We start from the raw sequence: 14828 nt of genomic DNA, 5'->3' as shown, positions 1-14828 counted from the left end.
CATAATACTTATATTAATATATTAAAAGGTAAAATACAAGCTTTTTTATATATTTGTATTGAAAACTATAATTTTCAAATTGTTATTTTAATTTTCTTATTTTTTCTTTTATATGAATTTAAATATTGATTTATAGGCTTATTTTGGATTTTATCTTTTGTATGATTTTAATTTATCCATTAAATTTGACATAAAAATATTTGTAAGAAAATTAGTTAAATTTTACACTTTTCAAAAAATGTGAAATTTGTATTTATCTTATATATAACTTAAAATTTGATCTACCCTATTTTGAAAAAGTGAGCAAGAGCTATCTTTGGAGTTTGTGGTTCTTGCTTTTAAGCGCAGAGCACTAACCTTGCAAAAACTGCGATAAATGTACATAAAGCGCTCGCTCAAGAATTAAATTTTATCGTCAAAAAGTGTGCGGATATCCAGTGTGTAGTTTTTAGGCATAAAGATCGGCGAGTCTAAAATTTCAAGCAAGCCATCATCAAATGAGAGAAATTCCACTACTCTTTTGCGCCTATTATCAGTTTTTATGCTCTTATCGGCTAGGTGCACTACCTTTACGATCTGCATTTTATCTGCCGTCCATTCAGAAAAAGCTAGAAATTTAGAGTCCTCTGAAAACAAAAAGCAAGCAGTCGCCCTTTCGCTAAGTAAAATTTGAAGCGTATCGTCATCTTTAACTAAATTTTGATCAAAATTTGATAGTCTTTTTTCGTGGTTTGAAGGCTCATTTTTTAATTTTAGACAGTGCTTGCTATTTATAAAAAGTCGTAGCTCGCCAAGGGTTGGAGCGCCCATAGCGACCTCACAGCCTTCAAATTTGGCGCTAAATTTGCCATCACTGCTACATACATTTGCCTCATAGTCCCAAGCCGAGCTCATAAATTTACCTATTAAATTTGCCTGCCATGGCTTTGTAGATATTTAGCTCGTCTTGTAAAAGCATGTATTTTGCTTTTAATAGCCCTATTTTAGCCTCTAGCTCGCTGTTTTTAGCCTCCAAAAACTGCTTTAGCTCGACTTTGCCGTAGGAGTATTTTAGCTCGTAAATTTTTGAAATTTCCTCGTAGTTTTTTATCTGTTCTTGGTAGTTAGCAAGTAGCGCTTCGTCGTTTAGGTAGCCTTTGTAAAATGCGTCTATCTCGTTTAATGCGCTATTTAGAGTGCTTATGTAGTTTAGCTTTGCAAGCTCGAAATTTGCCTCGCTTACTTTTAAATTTGACTTTAGCTTAGAGTAGTTTAAAAACGGTAAATTTAAAGCGATGTTGCCATTTAGAAATTTAAGGCTAAATGCGCCCTCTTTTGTGCTTGAACTACTTTTGATGCTAGCTCCTAGCGTGATGCTTGGATAAAAATCTTTTTGACTAGCTTTATAGTTTAGGATGCCCTCTTCTATGCGGTAAATAGCCGCTCTTAGGTCCGGACGGTTTGCTATGGCGCTTGCCGGCACATCTAGATCAACGCCCACACTTTTTATAGGGCTTAGCGTGAGTCCTTCAAATTTAAGCTCAAATTCTGGTCTCTCATTTAGCAAAATCCTAAGCGTTTTTTTAGCAGTCACAAGATCTTTTTTGGCACTTTCTATCTTATTTTGAGCGCCTAAAAGCTGCGAGTTTATCTGTTTTAGGCTTAACGCTTCCTCTTTGCCAAGCTCAAATTTAAGCCCGACTATCTTATTTAGCTCATTATAAATTTCTAAAATTTGCTCATAAGTTTTAATGCTCTCATTTAGATATAAAATCTGAAAATAGGCGTCTGTCACGGAGTTTATCACACTTAGTTTGCTAGCTTCCAGATCAAATTTAGTTGCCCTTGCTTCAAACATCGCTGCATCTTTGCTATTTGCTAGCTTTTGCCAAAGATCAAGCTCGTAGCTAAGCCCTATATTTGAGCCAAAATTTCTGCTAGAAGCACCACCCTCTTTTATGTTTTTACTGCTTGAGGCCTCGATGCCAGCACTAAAGCTTGGGATAAGATTTGCCTGCAAAACGCCAGCTTGAGCGAGTGCTTTATTTACATTTATCGCAGCTTTTGCAAGGTTGGTGTTGTTTTTAAGCGCAAGCACTACAAGCTCATCAAGGTAGCTTTGCTGATACTGCTTCCACCAAGAAGTGTCTAAATTTAGCTCGCCACTGGCGTTATCTTCAAGTAAAATTTGCTTGTAGTTTTCATCTATATTTTTAACAGCGCAGCCGCTTAAAACGAGCACTAAAGCTAAGCTTAGAAATTTCATATTACTCCCTTGAAAGCGCATCTATTGGATTTAGTTTTGAGGCATTTTTGGCAGGCATGTAGCCAAATATGATGCCAATCGCCATCGATGTGACAAGTGCAAGCACGATCGAGCCTTTTGAAAAGATCATGCTAAAGCCATCTAAAAAGTTATTAAATATGTATCCGATCGCGTAAGAAAAGGCTATACCAATAGCTCCGCCAATTAAGCAAAGTAGCACCGCCTCTATCAAAAACTGTTGCAAGATGTTGCTCTGTCTAGCTCCGATCGCCATTTTGATGCCTATCTCTTTGGTGCGCTCGGTGACCGAGACTAGCATGATATTCATCACGCCTATGCCACCAACTACGAGCGAGACGACGGCGATACTTGATATTAGAAGGCGCATCGTCGAGATCGTCTCTTCGATAGTTTGCTTGATGCTATCAGAATTTCTAGTAAAGAAGTCTTTTTTGCCGTGTTTTATCGTTAAAAGATCGGTTAGGCTCTTTTCTGCGATTTGAGCATTTACGCTTTCATTTACTTTTACGGTTATTGAGCTAATAAATTTATCGCCCGTTATCTTATTTATCACAGTCGTATATGGAGCATAAATTTTAAGAGAGCTAGCATCGCCGATTTTAAACTCATCTTTTTGCAAAACGCCTATAATGCGAAGTGGCTTTTTATTAAAAAGTATGATCTTGCCGATAGGGTCTTCGTTTTTAAATATGCTATTTTTGGTATTTTGATCTATTAGTGTGACAGAATCTGAGTTTAAAACCTCGTCCTCATCGTAAATTCTTCCCTTTTCTAGTTTTAGTCCATTTACGTCAAAGCTCCCTACTCCACCGCCCTTTAGTGTCGCTGTTAAGGAGATATTTTCATACGTTAGTACGCCTGAAGTACTTGTGTTTGGAGTGACTGAGTCCAGAAATGACTGCTTTGAGAGCATATTTGCGTCACTTATAGAGAGCGTTTTTACCCTGCCTGAGAGCATATCGCCAAAGCCTTTTCCTGGCATGATATCGATCGTATTTGTGCCGATCTTTCTGATGCCAGCTAAAATTTGCTCCTGTGAGCCTTTGCCAAGAGCTACGACGCTAATGACAGCCGTGATGCCAATAATAATACCAAGCATAGTAAGAAGTGATCTTAGTTTATGAGCTAGCATCGCATTTACCGACATTTTAAAGCTTTCAATTAGCTGATCTTTATAGTATGTAAATTTACTTTTTTCTGGTTGGCTTTGCTTTTTGGCCTCAAAAATTTCACTATTTTTTATATTATCACTTACGATGTTGCCATCTTTTATCTCGATCACTCTACTCGCGTACTCGGCGATCTTTGGATCGTGCGTGACGATGATGATGGTGTGACCTTTTTTGTAAAGATCCACTAAAATTTCCATCACTCTTAGCCCACTTTTGCTATCAAGCGCTCCTGTTGGCTCGTCAGCCAATATGATCTCGCCACCATTCATCAGCGCCCTTGCTATGGAGACCCTTTGCTGCTGTCCGCCTGAGAGTTTATTTGGTAAATTTTTAGCCTTTTCGCTAAGGCCAAGAGAGTCTAAAATCTCCATTCCTCTTTTTTCTCGGTCGCTCTTATTTGCTCCTGCGTAAATGCTAGGAAGTGCGACATTTTCAAGGGCGTTCATCGTGCTAAGAAGGTTATATCTTTGAAAGATAAAGCCAAATTTATCTCGTCTAAGCTTAGCAAGTGCGTCGCTATCAAATTTTGATATATCTTTGCCCTCTAGCAAGTACTGCCCGCCACTTGGGCTATCAAGGCAACCAAGGATGTTCATAAGCGTTGATTTGCCAGAGCCAGACTGACCGATAATGGCTATAAATTCGCCCTTTTTTATCTCTAAATTTATGCCATGCAATATCTCTATCTCATTGTCACCTAGCTTAAAGCTTTTTGTGATATTTTTTAGGCTTATCACTTAAAACTTCTTATTTTCTTTTTCGATCATCTTGGCTATCTCGCTTGCTGAGCCTTGTGATGTGATGATCTCGTCGCCCTCGTTCACACCGCTAATGATCTGCGTATCGAGGTTGTCTTTTATGCCAGTTTTGACCGCTGTTTTTACCGCTTTGCCATCTTTTAGAACATAGACAAATGTGCCGTTTTCATCTTTTTTAATACCAATACTTGGCACGATGATAGCATCCTTTACGTTTGCTATTAAAAGCTCATTTTGCGTGGTCATGCCTATTCTTAAAATTTTATCTTTATTTTCAACTATGCTTTGAGCATAATAATAAACAGCTGAGTTGCTTGAAGTGCTTGAGCTTGTGGATTTGCTACTACTGCTAGAGCCGTAGCTACCATCGCTTAATGTCGTTAAGCCAGGGTCGATCGAACTAACCGTCGTTTGAAATTTTTTCGTTGGCTCAGAGAGGATCGAGTATTCAACTGGCGTGCCAACTTTTATCTTTGTGATGTCGCCCTCGGCTATTTGCATCTTCATCTTGACATAGCTAAGATCTGCGATCTTTACGATAGTTGGTGTAGTTTGGTTGGCATTTACAGTCTGTCCCTCTTCGACCTGTACGCTTACTACGGTGCCATCTCTTGGGGCGGTGATCTTTGTGTAGCCTAAATTTATCTTAGCAGTGCTTAGCTCGATATTTGTCTGCTTTATCTGAGCTTCAAGCTCCTTTATTTTTGCGCTATTTGAGCTATAAGTGTTTTTTGCGCTTTCAAATTCTTGCTTTGAGGTGGCGTTTTTGGCAAATAGTGCATTTTCTCTATCAAACTGCGTTTTTGCAATGTTTAGAGCCACTTTTGCGCTTTCAAGCTGAGCTTTGTAGATAGCAAGCTGTGCTTCTTTATTGTCTATGCTATTTTGCTGGGTCGAGCTATCGATACTTGCGATCATATCGCCTTTTTTGACCTGATCTCCAAGCTTAACGTAGAGTTTTTTTATCTGGCCACTCACCTGCGCTCCCACATCAACTAGCTCGGTAGCGAAAATCTCTCCAGTGGCATCGACCTTTTTGCTAAATGAGCCCCTTTTTGCTTTTTTGGTGATAAATTCCACCTTTTCATCTTTTATTTTAAAAAAATTATCATAGATAAAATATCCACCGACGCCTAAAATAAGCAGGATTATTAAAATTTTAGATTTTTTCATTGCTTCTCTTTGTAAAAAATTAGTCAATTTTACTTAATAAGATTAAAATTCTCTTTAAGCTTCCTCTTTTGCCATGCCAGCCTCTATCAAAAACCTACTTGGTTGGTAGGTCACCTTTTTTATCTTGTCGTATTTTGCGTAGCTAAGATAGAGCTCGTCTTTTGCACGAGTTACGGCTACGTAAAAGAGCCGCCTCTCTTCTTCTAGGCTGCCGCCCATGCTCATTAGCTTTAAATTTGGAAAGCGGTTTTGCGCGAGATCTACTATGAAAACTTGATCAAACTCAAGCCCCTTGCTCGCATGCACGCTAAGCAAGCTAACGCCCTGCCCTTCGCTCATCTCGTTGCTACCAAGGGCTAAGAAGTTGTAAAATTTACTGATATCTTGATATTTTTTAGCTAGCTCACTTAGCACCACGCTCTTTGCCATTATACGCTCTTTGACCTCTTCTTTGAGTGCTAGATCAACATTGCCATTTTTTAGAGTTGCCCTTTTTGTGCTGAGATTTTCAACTATGAGCGAGTAAATTTTGCTAGTTTTTATCTCATTTATCATCGTGGCTGGCTTTGAGATATTTCTCATGCCTCTTAAAAAGTTGTAAATTTCATATAAAAACTGTACCCCACTCTCGCTTAGCTTTTGTAGTTTTAGCACAGGGTGTCCTAGGAATTTATCGCTAAAGCCAAGCTTAGAAAACCTCGAAACCTCGGCAAATTCATCAAGGTCGTCAAAAAGGCCTAGCTGGTAGTTTCGCCTTTTATTTGATGAGATATTTACACTCTCATCTGGCTCAACTATCCCTTTTATTAAATTTCCATGTCCAAGCTTAAGCAGCGCATCAAAAATTTCTTTGCTAACTGCGCTGCCAACGCCCTTTGCGTATTCACAGATATGGATAAATGCCATTATATCTTTTGGATTGACATAAATTCCCATGATGTCGATGAGCGCCTTGATCTCGCGGCTCTCAAAAAAGCTCACCCCACCCTTTCGCTTTGAGCTGATACCTCGCTCTTTTAGCGCGACCTCGATACCGTCCGCTGATGAGTTATTCCTAAAAATTATGGCGATATTTTCTCTATTAAATGGCGAGAGCGAGATGATGTCGGCGATGTTTTGATACTGATCAAAAAGCTCGTTATAGACAAGCAGCCTTGGAGGCTTGAAATTTCCCTCGCGGCTCACGGTTAGGTGTTTTTCATAAAGTCTTGGATTGTTATTTATGACCTTATTTGCAAGGGCAAGTATGCTTGAGCTTGAGCGGTAGTTTACATTTAAAGCGTAGATATTTGCGTTTGGGAAGCGATTTTTAAATGAGCCAATGATCTCGATATTTGCGCCGTTAAATGCATAAATGCTCTGATCAAAATCGCCCACGCAAAAGAGGCTCTTTGTCTTAAATGCGTCTATTAGGCTGCCTTGAAGGGTGTTTGTATCTTGATACTCGTCGATCAAAATTTCATCATAAGCTAAATTCGCCCCATTTTTTAGCTCATCGCGCATTTTGATAAGAAGGTCGTTAAAGTCAGCGTAAGAAAATTTAGCCTTCTCAGCCTCAAACTCCTCTAAAACATCTTCATAAATTTCAGCATAAACGCCCTGCTCTTCGATCTTTTGGCTTATCCATTTGCCAAAAGTTGTGCCTTGCTCGCTGTTTTGAAAGAGCGAGTAAAGGTCGTATAGATAGGCTCCGCCGTAAGGCTTGACGTCGCTTAAATGGTAAAATTTACGCCTCTCAACAAGACTTTTTAAAAGCGTCTTTAGCTCGCTTGGTTGCTTTAGCGTGACGCCTTTATCAAGGCTTTTTAAAAGCGAAAATGAGACCGAGTGAAAGGTGCCTGCGGTGATTTTGGAGGTGATTTGCTTATCAAAATACCTATTTAAGCGCTCTATCATCTCGCTGGCTGCTTTGTTTGTAAAAGTTAGAAGCAAAATTTTCTCTGGCTTTACGCCTAAATTTAAAAGATGAGCGATGCGAGCGACTATGGTGCTAGTCTTACCAGTGCCAGCTGAAGCGATGATGAGATTGTGTCCAAATGGCGCAGTTGCGGCGGTGTATTGTTCTTTGTTTAACCTAGATAAGGGCATGTCTTCCTCTTTTTTAAAAAGGTCTAATTATAGCTACTTAAACTTTAACAGCTATAATCACGCGGATGAAAAAGTTTAAATTTTTAAAATTCCCTGCCCTATTTTTGGCTCTAATGGTTGCTATTTTTTTGATACTTGATCAAATTTATCCACTAAATTTAGACGCGCTTAAAAAAGACGAAGCCAAAATTTTGCTTGATAAAAATGGCGAGATCATAAATATGAAGCTTAGTAGCGACGGAATTTGGAGATTTCACGAGCAAAGCTTCCCAAACTCGCTAAAACAATGCGTCATTCTCTTTGAAGATAGATACTTTTACTACCATTTTGGTGTAAATTTTGCCTCCATTTTTAGAGCATTTTTTCACAACCTAAGAAGCGACAACCGCATAGGCGCTAGCACTATCACGATGCAAGTAGCCAGGATGCTTGAGCCAAGTGATCGAAGCTATAAAAATAAGATAAGAGAAATTTTTAGAGCATTTCAGCTCGAGCTTCACTTTAGCAAGGATGAAGTTTTAAATTTTTATCTAAATTTAGCCCCATACGGCGGCAATATTGAGGGAGCAAAGGCGGCTAGCTTTTTTTATTTCGGTAAAGAGCTAAATGAGCTTAGCTACGCCCAGGCCGCACTTTTAAGCACGATCCCTAAAAATCCAAATAAAAATAGGCTTGACCGCGTCTCAAACATAAATGCCTTAAAAAACAGGGTCATAAAGATGCTTTACAAGGCAAATTTAATCGATCTTAGTGCATTTAAAAGAGCGCAGGCTGAGCCATTTAAAAACGTAAGAGCAAAAGCTATCGTAACCGCGGAAGATTATGCAAATGTCGCTTTTAAAAACCAAATTTCAAAGGCAAATCTGGATCTAAATTTACAAAAAGATATGCTTAAAATTTTAAAAGATGCGATGTTTTCGCTGAAGGCTAAAAATGCAAACAACGCTGCTGCCGTGGTCATCGATAACAAAAAAATGAGCGTTGTTGCCTTCATAGGCTCGCACGATGAGCACGCACGTGATGGCAAAAACTCAGCTCTAAATATGAAGCGAAACACCGGTAGCACACTAAAGCCTTTTATCTACTCACTTGCGCTTGATAGTGGGCTTATAACGCCAAATTCTCAGTTAATTGACACGCAAATTTATATAAAAGAGTATGCTCCAAAGAATTTTAGTAATGATTTTTTAGGTATCGTAAGCGCAAAAGATGCTCTAAATTTCAGCCTAAATATTCCGGTTATAAATTTAAACTTAAAACTAAAAGACAATTCGCTTTACGAACTACTTGAAAAGGTAAATTTAGTAGATGAAGATAAAGAGCATTACGGAGCCTCTATAACGCTTGGAAGTGCTGAAATGAACCTGCTTGATCTTGCTCATCTTTATACTATTTATGCAAATGATGGCATTTATAGGCCGCTTGAGTTTGCTGGAAAGAACTATAAAAATGAAGAGAAAAATGTAACTCTCATCTCGCCTCAAAGTGCCTATTTAACCACTAAAATGCTAAGCGAAGCCTCAAGGTCATATCTAAAAAACGCTTGGCAGTACGCCCAAAACACGCCAAAGATCGCTTTTAAAACTGGCACAAGCGCAAACTCACGTGATCTTTACGCAATAGGTGTTGATGAAAATTACACAATTGCTATTTGGATTGGAAATTTTAATGCCAGTAAAACTGATAAATTAACAGGACTAAATGACGTATCAAAGAGTCTTTTTGATATGTTTAAGATAATCGCTCAAAAAGAGAAGTTAAGATTTATGAGTGAGCCAGATGGCATAGAAAAGCTGTCAACCTGCCTTGATGCCTTTAACTATGAAAAGTGCAAAAAAATGGCGCTTGATGATAGGATAAAGGGTGTAGATTTAAAAGATAAATGCGAAAGTTTAAGAGGTGAAGAGCTTGATTTTTTGGTTAAAAATGAGCTTTTGGATAAAGATGAGATACAAAAAAGTCCTTGTGCTGAAATTTTTAAAGATAAAAAGCCAGTTTTTGCCTATCCGTATGACAATGAAGAGATAGTGACAGATGAAAATATTACACAAGTTATGGTAAAATGCTACGCGTTTTTAGGCGATGAAATTTACCTAAAAATAGATGATTTGAACTTTTCTAAGATAGAAAATGCAAGCGAAAAAAAGTTTGATCTAACTCTTGGCGAGCACAGCATAAAATGCCTTGATCAAAACTCAAATCAAAGTGAAATAACAATAAAAATAAGGAGATAAAATGTGGCAAAAAGTAGCGCTTCTAGCACTTTTGGGAATGACAAATTTATATGCTTTGAGCCTAAATGGCGCTGCGCAGATAAAATCGCCCCTAAGCGTAGAGTTTGGGCTAGAAGATAAAGTCGATAAAAATTTTGTTGGTATGCTAAGCGATAAAAAGCTACTTTTGTGCCAACCAGCGTTAAATGGTACGGTTAGATTTAATAATCAAAGCTTGCTACTTTTTACAAAAGATATGCATGCTGGTTTGGATTATAGCTGCAAGCTTGAAAACGGAAGCACTGCTAGTTTTGCCACGAAAGAATTTGAGTTAACAAAGATAGAAAAAATAAGCGATAGCAAATATATACTTAAATTTAATGATGAAGTAAATATTGAAGCTATCAAAAATATTGTTGTAAAAGATGCGAAATTTAAAGTGATTGAGCTTTCTAACAATAGCTTTGAGCTTAATCTTGATAAAAATTTAAGCAATCCAGTTTTTGATTTTGGTGAAAAATTTGAGAGCAAATTTGGCGCAACGCTTTCAGGTGAAACGATAGTAAATTTTACCGATGAAATAAGCGAAGAGAGCGCAAATATAAATGATAATGCAAAGAGTCTTGAGATACCAGAAATTTATCCAGTAAGCCTTGATAATGGCATCTTGGGCTTTAGAATTTATCTAAAAAATTGGCTTGATGACGATATTAACTTAAAAAAATTTATAAACATTAAAGGTGTAAAAAACTTTAGCATTAGTGACGTTAAATATAGTGACAACTATGAAGAAAACTCAGAGCTTAGCGAGTATTATTACTATATTGATATTACAAGCGACGATTTTAAGCCACAAAATAGTTATGAAATCACCATTAAGCCAGGCTTTGGCGATGATAGAAATGTAGTAAGAGAAGAAAGTAGCTATGAAGTAGTAGCTGGCAATTTTACTCCATTTGCAAATTTTATAAATAATGAGCCATATATCTCAAGCGTCGGTGAGATCGGTATCAGAAGTGCAAATTTACCTGAGCTAAATGTAAGCATTGAAAAGTTAAGTGATCAAAATTTTAGATATTTCTTAAATTTTAATGACAATAACGAAGAGTTAAGCAACTTCAGCACAAAAGTGGCAAGCAAAAGTTATAAGCTTGATGGCGCATTAAATGAAATTTCACTAAATAAAATCAAACTTGACTTTGCCGGAGCTGGAGACGGCGTTTATAAGATAAATTTAAACTACGGCAAAGATAAGAGCGTCTCAAAAGTAGTCTATCTAAGTGATATCGCCGTAAATGCAAAGCTTGGTAAGGATGAAATTTTTGTATTTGCAAATCGTCTTGGCGAAAATACAATGCTTCCAAATGCAAATGTAAAAATTTATGGCAAGAAAAACGAAGAGATCGCAGTTGGTGCGACAAATGATATAGGCGTTTTTAAATTCAATAAAAAAGATATTTACAAAGATATCTCCTCAGTGGTTGTCTCTCTTGGAAAAGAGCAAAATTTTCTTATTTTAAAAGAAGACGAAGCGCTAAATGAAGCGAAATTTATGAGCCAAAATGCCAGTGAGAGCATCGATGCGTACGTTCATTTTGCTTCAAATATCATAAGACCAAATGAGAGTTTAAAGGGTGCAATCTATCTAAGAGATAGAGATTTTAATCCTTTAAAAAATATGCCTATAAAGATAAAATTTTTCGATCCACAAGGCAAAAGTAGTGCTGAAATTTCAAAAAATACAAATGACGTTGGCATGGTAAATTTTGAAAAAGAGATACTAAGCGATCTTAGTGGCAGATTTAATATGCAAGTAATTTACGCAAGCAAAGTGATCTCAAATGTGCCATTTTTTGTTGAGAGTTTTATACCAAATAGGATAAAAAATGAGATAGCGCTTGAGAGAGATAAATTTTTCGCAAATGAGCTTGTTAGAGCCAATCTAGCTAGTAACTATCTCTTTGGTGGCGCTGCTAGCGAGCTTGATGGCAGCATGCAGGTGAGCTTTTTTGATGATGAATATAAAAATAGCGAGTTTAAAGAGTATAAATTTAAAAATAATACGCTAAAACCAAGTGCTTATCCATCTTTTGAAAATGATCTCACTCTTTCAAAAGATGGTAAATCAAGCCAAATGATAGATCTTAGCTTTAGCACTAAAAATGCCTCTTCTATCATAACAGGCGTGATAAATTTCAATGTAAATGATGATGGCAAAAATGTAAGCGACACAAAAAGCTTTACTCTCTATCCTTACAAGGATATGGTCGGTATCGCAGCAAGCACGACATTTGCTGAGCCGAACGAAGATGTAAAAATAAGAACGGTTGTGGTAGATATGTCAAGTCAAAAGGCCGTAAAATCAAATTTAAAATTTGATATAAAACGTGTTACTTGGCAATACCAAAGAGATGCAAATGGCTATATAAAGTGGTTTCAAACTCTAGAAGATGTGGAGAATTTTTATAAAGACAATGGCGAGTTTAGCTACAAATTTACACAAAGTGGCTCATATGTGATCATCGCTACAAATCTAGTAAGTGGAGCAAGCACAAGCCTTGATATGGACGTAAGTGGCTACAATTACTCGACTCTAGCACCAACAAAAGAGCTTAGCAAATCTCAAATCAAATTAAATAAAAATATCTACAAAAAAGGCGATGAACTAAGTGCTGATATAAGCTCAGCCATAAAAGAAGGTATCGCTCTTGTTACACTTGAAGATGGTGGCGTGAAAGCCTACAAGGTCGTTAAGATAAAAAATAACTCAGCAAATGTGAAATTTAAACTTGATTTTGATTTTAGCGGACTTTACGTGAGTGCAAATATCTACCGCATGACAGATGGTGGATTAACTCCGTTTAGAACTTACGGTAAGGTTTATGCTAAAGCTGATAAGTCATCAAGGATACTTGATCTAAGTCTTGATGCACCAAATACAGCAAAAAGTGATGAGAATATAAAAATTTCTCTAAAAACAAAGCCAAAAGCTTATGTGAATTTATTTATCACAGATGTTGGCGTGCTTGATATAACGTCACAAAAGCCAGCTGATCCACTTAAATTTTTTGACAAAATTTTACCAGATGGTGTTTTTGACTATGACATTTATAATATGCTCACAAACTATAAGGTCGAGGGCAAAACTTTAAGCTTTGGTGGCGATATGGCGGCACTTGCTATGGAGGCAAAAATGGCAAAACATGCTAGCCCGGTCGATAGTAAAAAGGTAAAAACATATGCAAATTTAGTAAGCCTTCAAGCTGACGATAATGGTGAAATTTCATACGAGTTTAAAACACCAAATGGCTTTAACTCTGCCATTAGAGTAGATGTCGTGGCAAATAATGAAAATAGCATGAATGCGGTAAATAAAGAAATTTTAGTAAAAGATGGTGTGATTATTAAGCCAAGTGCGTTAGTTTATCTGTTAAAAGGCGATGAGCTAAATGCAAACCTAAGGCTCATAAACACAACAAATGAGGATAAAAATTTAACCATAAAAGTGGCTAGCAGTAAAAATTTAAGCATCAAAACAAAAGAAAATGCGAATTTAAAGCCGCTTGAGAATAAAACCTTTACATTTAAAATTTCAGCTCTTGAAGCTGGAACTGGCGAATACAATATAACAATAAGCGACAAAAATAGCTCAAAAACAGCTCAAAATTTACTTGATGTAGTTAATCCTTATACGATTAGCACCTATGCAAAAAGTAGCGTCTTTGACAAAGAAAGCATGATCTCGCTTCCAAAAGGCTTTCATAATGTTAGTATAGATGCGTCTAGCTCGGTCTCAAGCGTATTATTAGCAGCTTCTAAAAATTTAGTCGAGTACCCTTACGGATGTGCGGAGCAAAGGAGCTCAAGGTTGCTTGCGCTTTTAAATTTAAAGCCAAAAGATGAGCTTGAAAAAAATGATCAAAAGAGATTTATTGCAAGCGGTATGAGTGAGCTAATTAAGATGCAAAAACCAGATGGTAGCTTTGGCTACTGGAGCGATCTAGGTAGTACTAATGCATTTGCTTCGATCTATGCAACTGATGTGATGCTTGATCTTGAAGAGGCTGGATATGAGCTAAATAAAAATGTAAAGCAAAGAGTATTAAATTCGCTCTTAAAATATACAAATACAGATATTGAAGCTCTATATGCTATCTATGTAAGCTCCCGCGCAAATGTTGCTGATAAATCGGTGCTAAATAAAATTTATGACCACAAAGCTTACAATACGACTGCACTTAATAAATATCTAATGGCAGCGGCTCTAAAGCTAAACGGCTTAAATGACGAAGCAAAGGTGGCGCTAAAAGATATTAAAAAAGCTCAGATAGCTGATTACAGCAGGGATTATTCTAGCTTTGGCTCAAAGATGAGAGACAATGCATTTATCTTGTATCTGCACGCAAAATATTTTGAGAAAAACGACTACTCAGATGATCTTGCAAATTTCTTGATCACAAATTTAAATGAGCTTAGCTCAACGCAAGAGCGCGCATTTACCCTTAGAGCACTAAATGCCTATTTTGGCAAAGATGTTGGCGAAAAAAATAATAAATTTAAGCTTAGCTACAATGGCGAAAGCAAAGAATTTGATGGCCTTTTAAGCGTATCATTTACAGCAAAAGATGGAAATTTTACCATCACGCCACTTGGCGAAAACAAGCTATATGCCACTATTTTAAGCTACGCTTATGTGCCACTTGAGATCAAGCACAAAATAGAGCCAAAAGAGCTTGATGTTTATAGAACGTTTGTCGATGAAAAAGGCAAAGAGATCGATTTAAATAGCCTAAGAGTAAATGATGTTGTCTATTCAAAAATAGTGATAAATTCTAAAGCTATGGTTAAAAATGGTGTAATAAACGAGATCGTAAGCAGCTGCTTTGAGCCAATAAATGAAAATTTAAGTGGCTTTAATAAGAGTCTTAAAGATAGCATTGAGCTTGAATATCAGAGCATAAAAGATGATCGCGTTTTAAGTTTTTATACATTAGATAGTGATAAGAGAGAGGCTGTGCTTTACACACCTTATCGTGTAAGACTTGGCGGCAAATGCTCGCTTGGTGCGGTCACTACTGAAAATATGTATAACGAAAGACAAAACGACTACGACCTAGCTCAGCGAAGCTTTACTGTCAAATAAGCTATATAAATTTTG

7 protein-coding genes are annotated in these 14828 nt (G+C 37.0%); 2 read left to right on the top strand and 5 right to left on the bottom strand.

Features of this window, described 5'->3' with window-relative positions:
- Positions 1-402: 402 nt before the first annotated feature.
- From F3G66_RS07560 to F3G66_RS07540, 5 genes are read right to left on the bottom strand one after another with little or no spacing between them, the layout of a single operon-like run.
- Positions 403-894, bottom strand: a complete 492-nt coding sequence (locus tag F3G66_RS07560; protein ID WP_149707686.1) for a flagellar protein — start codon at positions 892-894, stop codon at positions 403-405.
- 4 nt (positions 895-898) lie between these two features.
- Positions 899-2245 carry a TolC family protein gene (locus F3G66_RS07555; protein ID WP_149707685.1) on the bottom strand — a complete coding sequence of 449 codons (1347 nt, stop codon included), beginning with the start codon at positions 2243-2245 and terminating at the stop codon, positions 899-901.
- A gap of 1 nt (position 2246) precedes the next feature.
- Positions 2247-4175 (bottom strand): MacB family efflux pump subunit, encoded by a 1929-nt coding sequence (locus tag F3G66_RS07550; protein WP_149707684.1) that lies wholly within the window; start codon positions 4173-4175, stop codon positions 2247-2249.
- The gene (locus F3G66_RS07545; protein ID WP_149707683.1) at positions 4176-5369 is read right to left on the bottom strand and encodes an efflux RND transporter periplasmic adaptor subunit; all 1194 of its coding nucleotides are present in this window, start codon (positions 5367-5369) and stop codon (positions 4176-4178) included.
- A gap of 54 nt (positions 5370-5423) precedes the next feature.
- Complete coding sequence (locus F3G66_RS07540) at positions 5424-7457, bottom strand: ATP-dependent helicase (RefSeq protein WP_149707682.1); 2034 nt, start codon at positions 7455-7457, stop codon at positions 5424-5426.
- 65 nt (positions 7458-7522) lie between these two features.
- Between F3G66_RS07540 and pbpC the strand changes: the two genes are divergently transcribed.
- A complete protein-coding gene (gene pbpC / locus F3G66_RS07535) occupies positions 7523-9691 on the top strand; it encodes a penicillin-binding protein 1C (protein ID WP_103619252.1) in 2169 nt (722 codons plus the stop codon).
- Position 9692: 1 nt separating this feature from the next.
- Positions 9693-14813, top strand: a complete 5121-nt coding sequence (locus tag F3G66_RS07530; protein ID WP_149707681.1) for an alpha-2-macroglobulin family protein — start codon at positions 9693-9695, stop codon at positions 14811-14813.
- The last annotated feature ends 15 nt before the right edge of the window (positions 14814-14828 follow it).

This window comes from Campylobacter concisus, from assembly GCF_902460665.1.
Classification (GTDB): Bacteria; Campylobacterota; Campylobacteria; order Campylobacterales; family Campylobacteraceae; genus Campylobacter_A; species Campylobacter_A concisus_AL.
This window is presented reverse-complemented; position numbering and strand designations above follow the sequence as displayed.